Origin of the sequence: Thiorhodococcus mannitoliphagus (genome assembly GCF_010915725.1) — a bacterium.
GTDB lineage: Bacteria > Pseudomonadota > Gammaproteobacteria > Chromatiales > Chromatiaceae > Thiorhodococcus > Thiorhodococcus mannitoliphagus.
In genome coordinates, this window is record NZ_JAAIJR010000069.1 from 1 (window position 1) to 16,723 (window position 16,723).

Below are 16,723 nucleotides of genomic sequence, written 5' to 3' on the forward strand. Positions count from 1 at the left end.
GGAATGGTTCAACCGAGGTCCTGGCGGACCGTGGGATTTTTCAGGCGGCTACGCCTGTTTAAGGGAGGGACGTAACACCCGCCAAACGCGCGGGATGGCGGTGGCGGTCATCGACGACATCGCGGATCCAGATCGCCTCGATCTGCCGCGGGAAACGCTGGCGAATCGCGCGGTAGATCTCCGGGTCCTGCTCACCGGAGTCGCCGACGAGGATGAAGCGGCGTGCGGGAAACTGGCCGATGATCGCGCCGATCTGCGCGCGCTTCTGCGCTTGCGTCGCCTCGCCGCCCGCCAGGCGCGCGAGATCCTGCCACGCACCCGCCGTCAGCAGGTTCTTGCGGACATTTTTCAGGTGGAAGGAGCCCGCGGGATAGCCGGCCGCCGAGATGAAGTCCGCGAGTGGCCGATAGAGCCCCCAGGGGCTGCCGGAGACATAGTGAAACGCCGTCGCCGCGCCGAGTGCGCGGTAACGTTGCGCCATCCCGGGCGCGGCGACGAAGGGGCGGAAGAAGGTGTTCTCCAGCACCACCTCGCGCCCGGCGGGGATCCCCGTGATCTTGAGGGTATCGTCGATATCTGAAATCACGGAACGTCCCTGCGATGCCAGCAGGCGCACCCTGCCCTCCCCCTGGTGTCCCGGTGAGCGCGCATGCAGACGCAGCCAGCCCTGCGTGGATCCCTGGGCGCGCAGCAGTGCCTCGGCCCGTGCGACGTCCAATCGCAAGGTGCCCTCGACCAGACCGTTGAGGTCGCTCGTCAGCGGTCTGCCCCGCGCATCCAGCAGTTGGTAAGCCATCTGACGCGGATCCTCATCGAACCCCAAGACGACCTGCTCGCCGGACGCGTCATCCGCGACCAGGTCGGACAAGCGGTCGTGAGCCCGCGCGATTTCGGCCGCCGAACGCGTCTCGGGCCGCGCCACCAGGTGGGTGATGAGATCGGTGGTGAGCGATCTGGGCTTATGGACCCAGAGGCGCAGCGGGATCGCCCACTGCGCCACGACCCGATAGCCATCGCTGGGGTAGATGGTGACGGCTTTGACGTCCTCCGCCCGCAGGGGTGCAACCCCGCCAAGCAGGAGCAGCAGGGTCATGGTCGCGGCTGCCAGATGCTGAATCATTCGGCCGAGCGCCGCCGGATGGCCGCGTCCGGCTCGACGGGTCCGGCACAGGGGAGTCCTTTTGCCCATCAGCGTCACTTCGGCAAGCACTTGATGAACCATTGGCTTCGCTTCTGCACAAAGGTGATGGGCTCGCTCCAGTCGCGCGTGATGCGGCGGATGCCCGTTGCCTTCTTTCCCTCGATCCGAACGTCGACCAGAGACTCACCCACAAACAGTGACGAGCTGACCGACCCGCCGCCCAGCGTCGCCCGTTTCAGCCGCTCCGCCTTGGCCGTGAACGCGGCGAGATCGGTCACGCATCCAAGGCAGGTTGCGATGGCGCGATCCAGGGCCTTCACCAAGTCGCGGTGACCCAGGGACTGCTGCAGCAGATCGTCCGGGGGCGCCTCGCCTGACGCAGCCCCAACCGATCCGGACATCATCCGCTGCGCGGAGTCTTGAAGTGCTTCAGCGCATGCCTTGACACGCTGCAGTGCCTCGGCCGGAATGCCATGCTCCAGACACAACCTGGAAGAGGCGCCATCCGGATCCTCTCCGAGCGGAATGCCCATTTTCGCCAACGGCTTCAGGTCGCTGCGATCCAGACACGCAAAAAAGGTTTCCCAATCTCCGCGCTCCATCGCCGCTTGCGCGAGCGCGAAGACGGCTTCCGGGCTGGTGCGTGACATGCCAGTGTTCCCCCTCGGTCGTGACGTCAGACGCTCCCAACCCGGTGCGTCCTCACCCGAGCGGGCCGAGGACGAGCAGGGCAGGAAGCAAAAGAATACACATCGTAGCGATCCACCAGCCTGAGCCCGGCATCCCCCGCAGCCTGGCAGACAAGCCGCGTATCCCGACGCCAATACCGACGATCAAGGCCACGAGCACGATCGCCAATGCGAGCAAGCCGCGCGTCCGGCAGCCAATCACCGATAGGGGCGTGACGTAAAGGGCCACGACCGCCAGCGGCGCGAGCAATGGCAGAAGGATATGCTGAGCGAAGGGACGCATGGGTGGATGCCGATCAACGCGGTTAGGACCAGGATCCAGTGACTCAGTATAGTGATCTTAGCGCCAAAGCAGAGGTCGTGGACGCGCGGCTAGAAGCGCACCTCGATCGACCCATAGAAGGTCCGGCCAGCCAACGGCAGATCCTGCGGCAGCGAGGTACCCGCCGAGGCCTCCTCCAAGTTGCCGTTCAGGAGGTTGCGGACATCGAGTTGCACGGAGACCTGCTTGCTCAGATCGTGGCGAACGAGCAGATCGAGCTGGCCGTATTCGGGTGCTTCGTCGCGCGTATCCTCCGCCACGCGGGCGCGGTCGCCGACGTACATCCCCTGCAGATTGATAAAGGTCCGGCCCAAGCGGTATTGCAAGGAGCCATAGAGCCGATGGTGCGGGCTGTAGCCGGCGTCCTCCCCGGTCGTCTCGTCGGTGTTGTATTGGTAGGCGTACCAACCACGCAGGAGCAGGTCGCGCGCGAGCACCCAGCGGACCTCGAGTTCGGCGCCCTGGCCAATCTGACGACCGACGTTCTCTGGCTCGACCGAGACGCCGCGATTCTGCTGACGGATCTGGTCGACGGTCTCATGACGAAACAGATTCAGCCCGAACTCCAGATCAGGGTGGGGCTGGTACTGCACGGCGAACTCCAGGGTGCGCAGACGCTCCGACTCGAGGTCAGCGTTCGCTTGATAGATGGGCAGCAGGCCATTGCGCGTCTCAAGAAGCGTCGGAGCACGAAAGCCCTCGCCATAGAGCAGCTTCGCGGTCCATTCGGGCAGCGGTGTCCACACGAGGACGGCGCGTGGGCTGACATGCGTTCCAACATCCGAATCGTCGTCGAGGCGTGCGCCCCAGGTCAGCGACCACTTCGGGGCGATCAGCCATTCGTCCTGGAAATAGGCGGACAGCAGGCGGCCATGGCCGTCATCGTCAGATCCCGTTGCGGCCGCTGACAGCAACTGCGTCAACGCGCTGGCATAACCCGTGAGCGGGTCGCTCAGCGTGGTGCTGGTCGTGCCCATGCCAGAAGCGACGGCATCCAATCCGCGCAGCTCCAGCGCGTCGAGCGCGTAGCGGACCTGCTCAACCTCGAGCCCCAGGGTGATGAAATGCCGAGCGCTCGCCGCATAGCGAAGATCCGAGCGCAGTCGCCAGGTCTCCTGCACGGCGGAGGCATCGTAGCGCAGCCCCTCGGCGAACAGCCCGGAGGCGGGCAACCAGGTCACATCATCGAGTGCGAGGCGGGTCTGCGCGGCATCCACTTGGAGCGTCAGCGCGAGCCGTTGGCTGAATCTGACCTTGCGCTCGAGCCGCCCTTCGACCGTCTCCAGCGTGCGCGTCCCGCTGGGATCGATGGCACTTAAGATCCCCGCACCAAGCCCCTGCGTGGTGCGCGAGAGCCGCAGCATGGCGCGCGTCTGACCGAATCGGGCATTCGCCAGCACGCCCAGATTGCGTTGGTCGGTGTTGACCGCGCTCGGTGCCAGCGAGAATCCGCTCCCGAGCAGGGCATCGATCTGCGACAAGCGGTCGGTGCGAATCACGGGCCTATGCCCGTCCGTCTCCATGATCTCGGCGCCAAGGACGATGTCGGTGGATGCGCTGCTGTCCCCAACCAGGAGCCGTCCGTCACGCGTGCGCGCTGAGCCAGCGCTGAGCGTGATCTGCTGGCGCTCGACCCGCTTGCGCGTGATGACATTGACCACCCCGGAGAAGGCATCCGCACCAAACACCGAGGAGCCCGGTCCACGCGTCACCTCGATCCGGTCGATGACGTCGATCGGGATGACACCCAGGACGCTGAGCGGATTCCCCAGGATCAGATCCGATTGAGCCACGCCGTCGAGCAGCACCAGCAGGTTGCCCGAACCGAGACTCGAGAAGCCACGCACCAGGACGTTTGGCGCGTAGTCATTGGTCAAGCCCAGATGAAATCCGGGCACCAACCGCAGCGCCTCAGCGACGCTGCGAAATCCGCCGTTACGGATGTCCTCGGCGGTGATGACGGTGGCGACCGCCGGGGCCGTGCGATAGAGATGCGCGCGTCCAGTGGCGATGCTGACGGTTCGCGCCGAACCGAACAATTCCTCTGCGGAGGTCTCGGCCAGCGCAGGGCTGGCAAGCGCGCTCAGGGTGGCGAACAGGAATCGTGTCATGGGTCTTCATCTCAGCGTGCCGCGATCAGCCTGCTCAGACTGCTCGATCAGCGTCACGATGGTCCCAATGAGCCGCTCCGGCCGCACTGGCTTGACCATCAGGTGGGCACCGAGGCGGGTGATGGCCGCCTGGAGGGGTGCCCGATCGTCCCCGGTCAGGATCACGACCGGGGTGGTGTTCTGACCGCGCGCGCGCAGCTGCGCCAAGATGTCGAGGCCCTGGCAGCCCGGCATGCGGTGGTCGAGGATGACGCCGGCGTAGGCGTGTGGTGCGTGCTCCAACAGGGCCTGCGCCGAAGTGCCGTCGGCGCAGGCGTCGACGCTGAAGCCGGCGTCGCGCAGAAAGCGCGTGAGCGGGGCGCGGATGCTGTCCTCGTCCTCGGCGAACAGGAGGCGTAGCCCGCGATGCGCAGCGGTCTCAACCGGCATTGACCCCGGCCCCGAAGGTGGATGCGCGGCGGAACACGCAGGGACGGCGGTCGGGATTACCGGAAGTTCGATGCGAAAGCAGCTGCCATTCCCCGGCTCACTGGCGACCGTCATGCCGCCGCCGAGGGCCTCGAGGATGCGCCGACTCAGCCAGAGCCCAAGCCCGATCCCGGATGAAACGGATCCCGCAACGCGACTGCCCCCCTGGTAGAAAGGCTCGAAGATGCGTGCCTGCTCTGCCGGTTGGATGCCAATCCCTTCGTCGGTCACCTGGATGACGGCCTGCTTGCCATCGCGGCTCGGCTCCAGGGTCAGTTGGATCACCCCGCCGTCGGTGAACTTGTCGGCATTGCGGATGAGGTTGTAGAGCACCTGGGTCAGGCGCGCGCGATCGCTGATCAGGGTAACGTCCGCCTCTGGTCGCGCCAGTTCGAGCCGGTTGCGCGGCGATAGCGTGGGCTCAAGTGTGGTGACCACATCCTCCAGGAGTGCGCCAAGCGCAAAGCGCCCATAGATCACCTCGATCGGATGCCCGGACTCGACCTTGGTCAGATTGAGCAACTGCTCGATCAGCTCGAGCAATTGGTTGGAGGCCCGCAGAATCACCGCCAGCGATTCGCTGCTAGGACTGGTCTTCTGACGTTCGAGCAGGCGCGCGTGCAGGATGATTGCCTGCAGCGGCGTGCGCAGCTCGTGGCTGACATTGGCGAGGAAGAGCGTCTTGGCGCGATTCGCCTGCTCGGCCGCATCGCGGGCCGCGCGGAGGTCCTGGGTGCGTGCCGCGACCCGGGCCTCGAGTTCCTCGGCATGGGCTTGCAACTGCCGCTGATTCTCCGCGAGACGCGCCCGCATGGCCGCTACTGCAGCGTAGAGCCGATGCACCTCGGCGGGACTCGCTGTTGGCGGGTTTGGGAGCACGGTCCCGAGCGGGTCGCTCAAGCGGCGCACCAGGGTGCCCAAAGGGGCGAGCATGCGCAGGGACAGGTAGGCGACGGCGAGGCCAAGCACCAGCGTCAGCAGTCCGAGCTGTGCCAGGGAAGCCTGCGCCGTCTCCAGCGCGACGCTGAAGGCCCGGTCGAGCGACAGGGTCAGCACCACGCGCCCGAGCGGCGTCTCTGGATCAGGTGTCCCGGCGTCCAAGCGGGTGGACGATCCGCGGTCTACGGCCAAAACCGGCGTCTCCACCTGCGCGGTGCGTTTGGCCTGCCCGTGCTCCGCGGTGGACTGCTCGGCCACCACCTGCCCGGCGGCGTCCAGCAGTCGGACCTGCATCAGATCAGGAAATTTCAGCAGACTGTTGACGAGGGCCTGCGCGTCCGGGCGTGATCCCACCAACAGGGCATAGCGGGCGTCCTCGGCCAGGATGGCGGCCAACTCCTCGGCGGTGTGCAGGTTGAACACCCGTGCCTGCTGCCAGGCGGTCCAAAAGAGGATCAAGGGCACCGCCAGCCCGAGTCCCACCGCCAAGAGCGCGAAGGCGTCAACGAGCTGGCGAACATAGGATTTCTGGCCTGAGGGAGGCATGTCAGTCGTGGATCGCATCGAAGCCTGCCTCCTCCGCTGGCCCCACCGCGAGTCCGATGGCGCGGGCCGTGCGCGCGTTGAGGACCCGATGAACCCCACGGAGATTCCGCAGCCCCGCACGCTTTTCTGCCAACTGTGCGGCGGCGGCGTGTCCGACCGCCCGATAATCGGGAGTGAGCGCGAAGAGCAGTCCGCGCTCTACCGTATCGGCATCGTCGCTGATCACCGGGAAGCCGACCGCCCAGCTCCGCCGCACGATGGGCGGGATCAGAATGTCTGGATTGAGCGCCAGGACGTCGCGATGGAACCAGACGGCGCTGGTGGTGCTGGCCTCGCCTCGGACCCGCTCGATGGCCAAGGCGGCTTCACGCAGATTGCCCACCGCGATCGGAATCCAGCGCAGACCGAGCCTTTCGGCCGAGCGTTGCGCGCGCCGAATCAGCTCCGCCGGCGCGTCGCTGAGGTGGATGAAATAGAGGCTCTCAGTGTTCGGCGACAGGGCTCGCAACTGGGCCAGCACCAGGGAGGGCTCGACGAAGCGTGAGAGTCCATCGCGCGCCGCAGCAGGCAAGGTCTCGACCAGAATCGGCAAGACCCGGGCATTCGGAAAGGCCTGCTCGGCCGCCGCGTAGGCGGACCCACCGACGGCCACGACCTGACGGGGCGGGCGCGACCAGGACCGTGCATTCAGCGCATCGAGCGCGCAGACGCCCATGTCCTGTCTCGTACCCTGTCCGAGTCCCTCGAAGAGCTGATCAATGACCTCTTCATAGGGCCGCGCCACCGCAGGATGGATGAGCATCAACGGGGCCTCCTGACACGCAGCGGCCGGCGCAGGCTGAGCCGTAGGCAGCCAGGCCAGCAGCAGAACCAGGACCCAAACGCGGGATGCGGTGGACGAGAGAGCCGATACGCCAGCAAGCGCTCGACCGTGCGCTGGCCTCGGCCGTGGAGCACCGTTGCGGACCACGCACACTGAGCGCCAAGCGGTCGGTCTTCCCTGTCGCAAGCAATGACGCAAGGGGTCCATGCAATGGCCTCTCCTCTTCCAGTGGATACTGCGACCATGGCGTTCAGACGGTCCGATCGCCCGGTCAATCAGGGCGCCGATGACCCGGCAGCGCCGAGCGCGGCGCAGACGGCTTCAACGGCCGCCGGCAGGCGCCGTCCTACACGCTCAGCCGCCGCCAGATCGCCGGCTTCGAATGCCGCCTCTAGCGCTCGCAGCAGCGCTTCGAGCTGGGGTGTCGCCACCTGCCGAGCGACGCCGACCGCACCATGCGCCGCTTCTTGGCAGGCGGCCGTCTCCCGGCCATAGCGCGCCACATCGAGCAGCCGCCCGCCACGCGCCGGGTCGTCCAGCAAATCGAGTAGGCCGATCAGCATCCGGTCGCGGACGTCGGCACGCCCGCTTGCACGGGCGAGCGCCAGGTCTGGGTCGTAGATGGTCGTGGCGGCTGTGCGCGTCATGAGCAGAGGCCTCTTGGTTAGTCATCGACGATGCCGAGTTCGCGACACAGCCGATAGATCCGGATCGGCGTGTCGACCCCCAGGAGGGTCTTGATCTCGGCGATCTTCTTGTCGACGTACTTCTTGGTGATGGGCAGCGTCGCGGCGATCTCGGCGGGCGAATGGCCCTCGAGCAGGAGGCGCAGGACATCGCCGCGACGCCCGGCCAGCAGCTGCGCGCGGACCTCGGCCTCGGCGCCCGCGAGGTGCAGGTCGAGCCGCGCCTGCAGCATCGGCGCCACAGAGCGCCCACCCAGGGCGACGGTGCGCACCGCCCGCCACAACTCCTCCGGCAAGACCCCCTTGCCCAAATACCCCGCCGCGCCGGCATCCAGACAGGCGCGCACGAGGTCGGGCTCGGCGTGCACGCTGAGACAGATGACGCGCACCTCGGCCCATTGACGCTGGAGCGCGGCGATGGTGTCAGCGCCGCCGAGGGTGCAGCGCAGGCCGTCGCGGTCCGGCATGCGCAGATCCAGGAGCACCACGTCCGGCTGCAAGGCCCGGGTGTCACGCAGCATCTGGCTGCGGGTGGCGCAGGCGCTGACGACCTCTACGGCGGCACCCGCCACCTGCGGCAGCAGCGCGGCGACCGCCGTGCGCAGGAGGGCCTCGTCCTCCGCGATCAGGACCCGAACGGGAGCCCTGATCAGGCGCTCTGGCGGTTCGTGCAGCGCGCCCTGCTCAGGCAAGAGGCGGTCGCGGTGTGGATCGCAACAGGCCGTTAACTGGCAAAAACCACTGTTCATTGAATGGATGAACTCCCTCGTTTGCGGGCTTGTGGTCAGCATAGCGAGGGAGACCGATGCGACAAGGCGTCAAAGACGCCAATATCATCAAGCGCGTGCAAGTGGCGTCAAAGACGCCAATCTCGTCGGCGCGACGCAGGAGGCGTCAAAGACGCCTGTTCAAGGCGCTCACGCTTGGCTAGGGTGGGTTGCAGAGTTCCACGGCGGTCCGCGCGGATCGCCTCCTACGGAGGTACACCTGATGAACAACCCGGCATCCCCGGCGGTTGCCCGAACGGAGCGGAGGCATCGTCTTCGCCGGTGGGCACTGGGACTGGTTCTGGCACTGAGTGTCCCGGGCGGCCTCAGCTGGTATGGACACAGCCTTGTGGCGCCGCACCCGGAGCAGTTTGCAAGCGGGGTGTCGCGCGATGCGCCCGCGTTGAAGACGATCCGCCAGACCGCGTTGGCTCAGACCTTCCTGCGGGACTTTCGCGTGCAGGAGCACTGGTCCTCGTGCGGACCGGCGAGCCTGCGCAACGTCCTTGCGTCACTGGGCCGACCGGTTGCGCGCGAGCGCGACCTCTTTCAGGGCGACACCCTGGCGTGGCTACGGATGGCGGTGACGGGCATGACGCTCGACGAGGTGGCGGCGCTAGCCGAGTCGACTGGGATCGGGCAGGTGCAGGTGCGGCGGGATCTGAGCGAGCAAGCGCTTCGGACACTCCTGGGATCGCTGAGCACACCCGGCCGCCGCCTGATCGTGAACTTCGACCGCGCGCCCATCCATGGCGTGTCGCTCGGGCACTTCTCGCCCATCGGCGGCTATGACCCGGCGAGTGATCGGATCCTGCTGCTCGACGTCACCCCAGGATTTGGCGTGCAGCTCGTTCCGACCGCCCTGCTCTCTGAGGCCATGAACACCCAAGACCCGGTGAGCGGACGTTCCCGGGGGCTGATCCAGATCGATGCTGGACCACGCGATGCCGACTAGACGCCTGGGCTCGGTGGGCCGCTCCAAGCCGCAACTGGCCGACGACGCGCGCTCACCCCGACGCGGTCATGGCCCGCACCAGCCGCAGGACACGGCGCCCGTAAGCACGCGCAATGGCGGCGTCCTTCCAATGGTGATAACGCCCAACGCCCAGCGCGAGGTCGCCCGGCGCGGATTGGATCGCCTCGACAAGGATCTCGGCGGCAATCTCGAGGTTGGTGCGGGCATCGAGCAACTGGGCCGGATCCGCCACCTTGTCGCCGTGCCAATGCAGATTGATCTGCATAAGACCAACGTCGATCGCCTCTGGGCGATGGCGAGCCATGAGTTTCCGAAGCGCTCGCGCGGCGGCCGGGCGAGACGCATGGAACTGCGGACCTGTTGGTCCGCGCAGGGTGTAGGGCCAGGGTGCGGAGGTGTGCGGACCTGCGCGATGACGCGTCTCTTGCAGGGCAACGCCGTAAAGCAGTCGGGGGTCGAGTTCGTGACGACGCGCAACGGCCGCCCAGACCGTGCCATCCAGGAAGCCCGAGGTCTCCGCACCTGCCCTCAACGCGGGCACGGTCCCCGTGATGTCGGATGCGAGCGATGCAGGCGTCGCGGCTGACGTGGGCGCGGCGGCGACCAGCCGAATCGACGGTTGATCCTGCGCCGTCGCGGCGACCGAGCAGCACAGGACCAGGAATAGAATGAAAGATGCATGGAGCGTGCGCATAGAAGATTCATCCGATCAATCGACCATCAGAGGCTTCATCCATGCGTGAGTCTATCCAGGCTTTTCCGTTTCTTGGCGCAAGAACGGTTAATCCAACTGCAACCGTTCATCGCCATCAACGGTCATTTCGGATTAACCGTTCTTTATTGCGCGACCGCGTCCCACTGCGCAAGATCCGTTGCAGTGCACAGCCTCGACACTCGACTGACCAGATCGCCGCAACGCGGCGGCTCGGTCGGCCGCCCCTCAGCTCGGAGGAGCATCCCGCGATGGCTATCGACCCCAGTGAAGAGACGACCCCTTCATCGCCGCCCCCACCCTCAGACGCCGCCCCCCGTCAGCCCCCTGCTGCGGTCAAGGCCCCGGCAGGGGGTCGCTCCGCCCGCGCCTATCGCCACAGCCGCCCCGTCTTCGATCGCCAGATCCGCATCCACAGCGAGTATGCGCGGCGGCTCGTCAGCCTGCGACAGTTCCGGCCCACCATGACCGCCCTCTACGGCATCGACGTCATCCTGCGGATCGTGGCAACGGATGAGGAAGCCGATCAGTTCGAAACGGTGATCACCCAGCGGCTTGAGGAACTCAGCGCGGCCATCCTCGCCGAGCGCGAGCGCTGGCAGCTCGAACTCGAGCGGCACGACCTGCTGAAGGCCCGTCCCCGCTACACCCATCCGGTCGATCTCAAGGTGCAGATCGCCTCGCCCCACATCGGCGCCTACACCCAACTGATCCTCGAACTCGACCAGGTGATGATCGCGATCGACACCCTGTGGCTTTCAGGCCTGCTCTCCAGCAAGGCGCGCACGGAGATCGAAGTCACCTGGCGCACTTCGCCGGAGGTACTTCGTGCGCTGCTTGCCCTGGACCCGATACCACTCGATCTGGAACATGCCCTGCGCCGAGGCCGTGGCCGTCCTGACCCGCAGTCCGATGCGTCCCCGCTCGCTGGGCTGGCAGGTGCGGCGCTCCCGCAGCATGGCCTCCGTGTAGTCGGTCTGTAGATCGAGCGCCTTTTCGCGCAGCACCTCCAGGATCAAGGCGCAGCGTTGCTCCACCTCGGTGTCGAGCGCCGCGATCTGCTGTCGGAGCCAGGCGTCGCGGCTGTCCGGATTCGCTTCGCAGGATGATCCCGAAGACACCAGCGGGTCCGTCCCGTTCGGGTCCTCTCCCAGCTAGCGCTCGTGTGAGCCTGGTCGCAGCCTATCTGATCGATGGGTTTCCCCTGTACCGAGGGAGGCTATTGTCCTTACGCCAGCCCTGCTCCTGGGTGCCAAGATAGGACCACAATCGGAAGTTTGACGCGCCAGGAGGCGCTGACTGGCGTGGCCACGATGACGCTTCGCCTGCATGACCGCGACCTTTGGAAACTGCCGCACCCGGTGCGGGTCGACGCGACCTTCGCGCGGCCCACCAAGCAGTTCATGCTGGTATCGAGCGGTCTGTTGGAGGAACTCCGGCCCTACCTCACCAACGAAACCGCGACCACCGACTCGTTGCCACGGATCTGGCGACCCAGCTGCCGGGCCGCGTCTTCCGCTGCCCCCATCCTGCGGTCCACATTTCGTCAGTCGATCCGTTTCATCCGTCGACCGGATCACGCTGGCAACTTGAGGTGCGGTGGAATCAAGATGTGAGCACGGCGCGGATGGATGCGAATGCAGTCTTTCTGGGTGGCAAGCCAACCCTCGAATCGTGTCGATAAACCTGGAGATTCGCCCAACTGCAGCAGCCGATACCCCAAACGATTCAGAAAATGCCTGCGCGCAACACCACCATCGAATCGCGGCTCGTTCGCATCGATCGCGCAGTAATAGGGCATCGTCATGCCCAAAGTCTGATCATTCAAATCAGAGTCCACGGACTCTGCCATTCCCGAAACTGGGATGAATGCGCAGAACTTCGAAGGCGCGAAGCGCTGCGACCGAGGATCGTAAACGAAGAAGGTGACCGTTCGCTTCCCCCAAAGGTGCGCTCCATCGCTCGATGCGACGGATCGATTCCATTCCATGACGTTGAGCGACACCTCGAACGCATTCGAGACGCAGAAGATCCTGTGCGACCGATCGGCGTAGACAGGCTCACCGATCGAAAGGGCACGCTCGATTTCCGGCTCGACGTTCAGCTTGCGATCGATTAGCTCGGGCTGGGGTAAATGGTTCAGCTCTTTCACCAACGACCCAACCATGCTCGGAAAGAGCGGGATCTGAAAGGCTTGCATGCCGAGCCTTCGCATCAGCATCACGGCACTTGCCCCGAGATTCATGCGCCCGACAGCAACGTGGTCACTGATCATCGAGACGAAGGAATCACCCGGCAACTGAGGCGCGAAGAAATGCCCGACGGCAAACTTCATGTGGTTGGCGACTGGATCCGCGCGGCTGATCTCGAATTCGATCCAAACGCGCCGATTCGTCTCGGCATTCTCGAACAGCACGTCGGCGCGTGGCGCAAATCCCAAGACTCCCTCAAGCTCCTTCGACAGGACCGCAACTTCGTGACGGCACGTCCATCCAATCGGGGCTTGAGCAGCAAAGGACCGTTGCAGAAACGACGTGAGACTCATCGATAGCTCGGTCCCGCGCACCAGAGGTCTCTGGACCCAATCTCGGTCAGCAAGAATCGGCAGCGCCCGAGCATGCGTCGCACGCGAATCAGTAAAGAGACCGAAGGCGAGGAATGAGGCATTGCGCCTTCCATCCGGTTTTGTCGTTTCAGGCGACCTGATCGAGCGGACGCAGCTTACCTTGCTCGCGCAACCGCCGCTGGATGCCCCCGCCACTGAGTTCGAATCCATTCGGCCAGCATAGGGCGCCCAACTCAAGGAAGAACCCTTGGAAAAACGCGTTGTCTTCAAGCGGCTTGACCATCTCGGTGCCCCGCACGATCAAGGGTTGCAAGTCGTAGTCACCCGTGGTGCCGTCCGAAAACTCCAGTCGGATGGTGCGATCTTGCAGTGATTCGGCATTGACGATCTTAATCATTGTCGGCTCCCGGAATGCGCCGCAGTGGCTGAAGTGCAACCGCACGTTGCCAGTTGTCCCATAGCTCATCTTGATGGTCTGCGCACCAGTCCTTGATCAGCTTGGCCGCCTTTCTCGGCAGTCGCCCTTCGACCAATTCTCCTGTCTCAATCGCGACCAATGCCTCCGCCCCCTGATACTCGACATGGAAATGCGGCGGAAGGTGGTCATCGAAATACATACGCACGTACAGTCCGAAGAAATAGGAGATGACCGGCATCGCAATCCCTCAGCTTGATTCAGCAGATCAGGGTGAGTCTTCCCCTGAAAGATCGCCCCCTGCCCTTCCCCCAGGCTCACAGCCCCAGGAGCTTGAGAATACGCCGGTTTCCCCGAGCTGTCCCCATAGGGCGATCATAGACGCTCGCGATCACCCAAGTCAGGTAAACCCGATCTGGTCCATCGCCACGAGCTGAGCCGATAACGGCGCCCGCGGTTGGCGAGGGTTTCGATCGCGCGCGCGAGGGCGCGGGCGGGAGGGTCGTGAAGCATGGTGCGTTCCTCGTCGAAAAGAAGGACGCACCCCCATGGGGAAACGTCCCCATGGGGTGAGCCCGGCGGATGCCGGGATGGATGGTTGGAAAGGAGGCGCGGGCGCGCCCTAGACCAGCAGCCGCTCGGCGAGCCCGAAGAGGGCCTGCTTGAGGTCGTCGACCGCCTCGATCACCCGGCTGTGCCGGAACAGCAATGAGACGTCGTGCTGGATGCCGAGCCCGGACAGTTCCAGGCCCGCCTGCTCGCATTGCGCGATGACCGAAAGGGCCAGCGCCGGGTCATCGGGCTCGCCGTCGGTCAGGGTCAGGATGAGGCACCGGGGCTCCGGGCGCAGCAGCAGATCCGCCGCCGCGAACCACATCCCTTGCGCCAGAGGCGTGCTGCCACGGGGCGATTGCGCGAAGGCGCCGGCCCGCGCGGCCGGACGCTGCCCATGCTGGAGCAGACGGGTCACGGTCGCCTCATCCCCGGACTCGCCCGGAAAGGCGGTCACCGCGACCGAGACGCCGGGAATGCGGTCGAGCGCCAAGGCCAAGGCGAGCCCCGCCTCCAAGGCTACCTGATAGGCCCGCATACTGGTGGTCACCTGGCGTGACATGGAGCCCGACAGATCGACCAGCAGATGCACGGCGGTGTTCGGCGTCGTTCGCGCCGTCTTGCGCGCGAAGAGCCGTCCCTCCCCCACCCCAGCCCGATGCAGCCGATTGGGGATGAGCTTGCGCCCCTGATGGACCGGTAAGGGCCGATCGAGCCGGCTCGCCTGCACCAGACCCTTAAGTCGGGTGATCAGCGTCCGCGACGTCTCCTGGACCTCCGCGAGGCGAATCCTGCCTCGGAGCGCATCGGCGTTCGCCTCCTCGGCCGCTGGCAGCAACAAGGGACTGGAGCCTTCAGCAGTCAACTCAGCCAACTGCTGGCGGACCGCCTCGAACAGATCACCGTCCAGATCGTCCGCCGTGGCCGCGAGGGCTTGGCGGACTTGATCGACCGGATGCTCGGCATCGTACTGTTCCGAGGCGCCGTCACCGTTCGTACCACCATCGGCGGCACTGGTGTCAGCCGCGGTCTCTGCGTCCGTCTCGACGGTCTCTGGATCGACTCCAGGACCGCCCTGCCCGGCTTCCTCATCGTTGGCCTCGTCGGATTGACCCGAATCGCCATCACTGGCTTGGTGAGTCGGCGGCGTCTTGGCCTCCTCTTCGAGCAGCCCTTCGATTTGCACCGCCAGCGCGGCGGCCTGGGCCGTGCTCGTCAGCGCTCCGATCCGACTCATCAGGCCCAACAGACGATGAACCAGTGAGGCCGGGAAGGTCTGACGCAGCACCTGCTCTGCCGCCGTGGCATGCGGGATCAGAGCCGTCTGGCCCAGCGCCCGGGCACGCAGACTGAGCAGCAGAAAGCCGGTCAGGATCCGCGCCGGATGCGCATCGACCTCAGGGACCTTGAGCTGCCCCTCGGCCAGCATCCAGTCGATGACACGCTCCAGCGTCGCGCGGGTGCCGGGGTATTGATGCCGGATGGCCCGCTCGATGCGGATGTCCTCCAGGATGTTGAGCAGATGTTGGCGCAGCGGCGAGGCCGCGCCTGCGGTCTGGAACACCGCCATGTCTGTATGGCGGACATGACTCGCCTCATGGGCCAGGAAGCCCCAGGCGACCGGGCGCAGGTGGGATGTCGCCGGCAGATCCGGCAGCCAGATCGTGCGACCATCGGTCTGCGCCTGAGTGCCGCCCACGATCACCGCGACGCCGAACTTGCGTGCGAGTGCGGTGGCGACGATCGGCATGGCTTGATGCAGGGTCTTGGTGTGCATGCTGTCTCTCCGGTGCGGGGACACAGCCACCCCCACCGGGGCACGCTGGACCCCGATGGGTTGAAGACCGCCAGCGATTGCCGGCGGCAGTTGGATCGCCCCTCTCGGGGCGGATTGGGCTAGAAGAAGCAGTCCAACGGAACATCCGCGTTCGCGTGCGGGGTGTCGATACCGTGGCGCATTGACGGCTCCCGGCTGGAGATAGACTCCGTGACCGTCGCCTCCGTTTCGGTCGTCAAGTCGACGTCATCGTCCAGGCGTGCAGTTCGCTCGGCGTCCGTAAGCTGGGCATCTGCATCAGTGTCGCGCTCCGGGGGGTCGCCGTCGGGATCAACATCCCCCGCCAGCCGCCCCGCTCCATGCCGGCTCAGCCGTTCCTCATCACAGAGCAACAGCCAAAGGCCGAAGCCCTCCTGGAACATTGCCCCACTGATGGGTCCGCGTCTGGGCACCCGGCTCAGATAACCCTCCACCAGCGCCAGAATCGGCTGAATCCGTGGGTCGACGAACGACAGCACGGCGAGCTTTTCCTGGACGCGCCGAAAGGTCCCGAGTGCGCGTTGGCTCAGGCTGTCCTTGCCGACCAGGCTCTTCTCCAGCGAGACGGCGATCTGGGCGACCTCGTGAAAGAGCGTGTGACCGATCTCGGCGATGTCCTCCACCAGGGTCTCCCGGTGCCCTTCGGCTGGCTGAATGACCAGCGGGCGGTAGCGAAAGGAGAAGCGTGTTCCGATCACCTCGGCCGGGTCCACGGCGGCGCGTAGCTGCCGCTCCCAGTCGGGATGCCGGGCGATCCAGTCGGCGATCTCCCGGTCGTACTCGGCCAGGAAGGACTGGACCTCCTGCTCGAAGTCGCGTTTGAGTCCGTCGAGCACCGCGCACAGACCGTCGACCTGGTCGTTGGGGACCAGATAACCGCCCAAGAAGCGGGTGCCGACCTTGAGGCAGGCACGCTCGGCCTGGCCCTTGAGGGTGTGGAAGACGCGGATCGCGTCCGGGTTGCAGAGTCGCTTGCTGCCGAGCGAGACCAGCTCTTCGGAGGGGATCTCCCCTGCCCCGAGGCCCAGGTCATCGGCCCGCAGCTTCTTGCGCCCAGACCAGATACTTGAGGTCAGGACGATGAGCGAGAGGCGCTCGGTTAGGGTGATGAGGGTGTCATCGAGGGTGGTCGTCATGGTGGTCTCCCGCCGAGCGGGCGCACCACCGGCCCCGATGGGTCAGCGGTGTGCCCAT

The 16,723-nt window shown here is 65.7% G+C and carries 17 protein-coding genes; 1 reads left to right on the forward strand and 16 read right to left on the reverse strand.

Annotation, left to right across the window (positions count from 1 at the left end):
- Positions 1-58: 58 nt before the first annotated feature.
- From G3480_RS15965 to G3480_RS16000, 8 genes are all read right to left on the reverse strand, one after another.
- Positions 59-1,120, reverse strand: a complete 1,062-nt coding sequence (locus tag G3480_RS15965) for a phosphatidate phosphatase App1 family protein (RefSeq protein ID WP_164654893.1) — start codon at positions 1,118-1,120, stop codon at positions 59-61.
- 74 nt (positions 1,121-1,194) lie between these two features.
- Positions 1,195-1,791: a hypothetical protein gene (locus G3480_RS15970; RefSeq protein WP_164654894.1), complete on the reverse strand. Its 597-nt coding sequence runs from the start codon at positions 1,789-1,791 to the stop codon at positions 1,195-1,197.
- A 52-nt stretch (positions 1,792-1,843) separates the two neighbouring features.
- The gene (locus tag G3480_RS15975) at positions 1,844-2,113 is read right to left on the reverse strand and encodes a hypothetical protein (protein WP_164654895.1); all 270 of its coding nucleotides are present in this window, start codon (positions 2,111-2,113) and stop codon (positions 1,844-1,846) included.
- Positions 2,114-2,202: 89 nt separating this feature from the next.
- Positions 2,203-4,263, reverse strand: coding sequence for a TonB-dependent receptor plug domain-containing protein (locus G3480_RS15980; RefSeq protein ID WP_164654896.1), 2,061 nt, complete (start codon positions 4,261-4,263; stop codon positions 2,203-2,205).
- A 6-nt stretch (positions 4,264-4,269) separates the two neighbouring features.
- The gene (locus tag G3480_RS15985; protein WP_164654897.1) at positions 4,270-6,234 is read right to left on the reverse strand and encodes a hybrid sensor histidine kinase/response regulator; all 1,965 of its coding nucleotides are present in this window, start codon (positions 6,232-6,234) and stop codon (positions 4,270-4,272) included.
- A complete protein-coding gene (locus G3480_RS15990; RefSeq protein ID WP_240905854.1) occupies positions 6,218-7,018 on the reverse strand; it encodes a hypothetical protein in 801 nt (266 codons plus the stop codon). Before G3480_RS15990 ends, G3480_RS15985 begins: the two co-directional genes overlap by 17 nt.
- Before the next feature lie 296 nt (positions 7,019-7,314).
- Positions 7,315-7,686, reverse strand: coding sequence for a hypothetical protein (locus tag G3480_RS15995; RefSeq protein WP_164654898.1), 372 nt, complete (start codon positions 7,684-7,686; stop codon positions 7,315-7,317).
- 17 nt (positions 7,687-7,703) lie between these two features.
- Positions 7,704-8,474 (reverse strand): response regulator transcription factor, encoded by a 771-nt coding sequence (locus tag G3480_RS16000; protein ID WP_240905855.1) that lies wholly within the window; start codon positions 8,472-8,474, stop codon positions 7,704-7,706.
- Between the two features lie 241 nt (positions 8,475-8,715).
- Here G3480_RS16000 and G3480_RS16005 point away from each other — a divergent pair, with 241 nt between their 5' ends.
- Positions 8,716-9,447 (forward strand): phytochelatin synthase family protein, encoded by a 732-nt coding sequence (locus G3480_RS16005; RefSeq protein ID WP_164654899.1) that lies wholly within the window; start codon positions 8,716-8,718, stop codon positions 9,445-9,447.
- Positions 9,448-9,499: 52 nt separating this feature from the next.
- On the opposite strand, the gene G3480_RS16010 is transcribed toward G3480_RS16005, so the two are convergent.
- The 8 genes from G3480_RS16010 to G3480_RS16040 all read right to left on the reverse strand — a co-directional run bounded on the left by G3480_RS16010 (position 9,500) and on the right by G3480_RS16040 (position 16,665).
- The gene (locus tag G3480_RS16010; protein WP_164654900.1) at positions 9,500-10,162 is read right to left on the reverse strand and encodes a lysozyme family protein; all 663 of its coding nucleotides are present in this window, start codon (positions 10,160-10,162) and stop codon (positions 9,500-9,502) included.
- Between the two features lie 320 nt (positions 10,163-10,482).
- Entirely contained in the window at positions 10,483-10,887 is a 405-nt protein-coding gene (locus tag G3480_RS28435; RefSeq protein ID WP_240905856.1) for a hypothetical protein, read from the reverse strand.
- Positions 10,888-10,938: 51 nt separating this feature from the next.
- The gene (locus tag G3480_RS28440) at positions 10,939-11,139 is read right to left on the reverse strand and encodes a hypothetical protein (RefSeq protein ID WP_338114155.1); all 201 of its coding nucleotides are present in this window, start codon (positions 11,137-11,139) and stop codon (positions 10,939-10,941) included.
- A gap of 617 nt (positions 11,140-11,756) precedes the next feature.
- Positions 11,757-12,620 carry a hypothetical protein gene (locus G3480_RS16020; RefSeq protein ID WP_164654901.1) on the reverse strand — a complete coding sequence of 288 codons (864 nt, stop codon included), beginning with the start codon at positions 12,618-12,620 and terminating at the stop codon, positions 11,757-11,759.
- A 253-nt stretch (positions 12,621-12,873) separates the two neighbouring features.
- Positions 12,874-13,143, reverse strand: a complete 270-nt coding sequence (locus G3480_RS16025) for a DUF2442 domain-containing protein (RefSeq protein WP_164654902.1) — start codon at positions 13,141-13,143, stop codon at positions 12,874-12,876.
- A complete protein-coding gene (locus tag G3480_RS16030; protein WP_164654903.1) occupies positions 13,136-13,402 on the reverse strand; it encodes a DUF4160 domain-containing protein in 267 nt (88 codons plus the stop codon). The genes G3480_RS16025 and G3480_RS16030 overlap by 8 nt, the downstream gene beginning before the upstream one ends.
- Positions 13,403-13,783: 381 nt before the next feature.
- Entirely contained in the window at positions 13,784-15,490 is a 1,707-nt protein-coding gene (locus tag G3480_RS16035; protein ID WP_164654904.1) for a VWA domain-containing protein, read from the reverse strand.
- A gap of 119 nt (positions 15,491-15,609) precedes the next feature.
- Positions 15,610-16,665, reverse strand: coding sequence for a DUF3150 domain-containing protein (locus G3480_RS16040; protein WP_164654905.1), 1,056 nt, complete (start codon positions 16,663-16,665; stop codon positions 15,610-15,612).
- Positions 16,666-16,723: the final 58 nt, after the last annotated feature.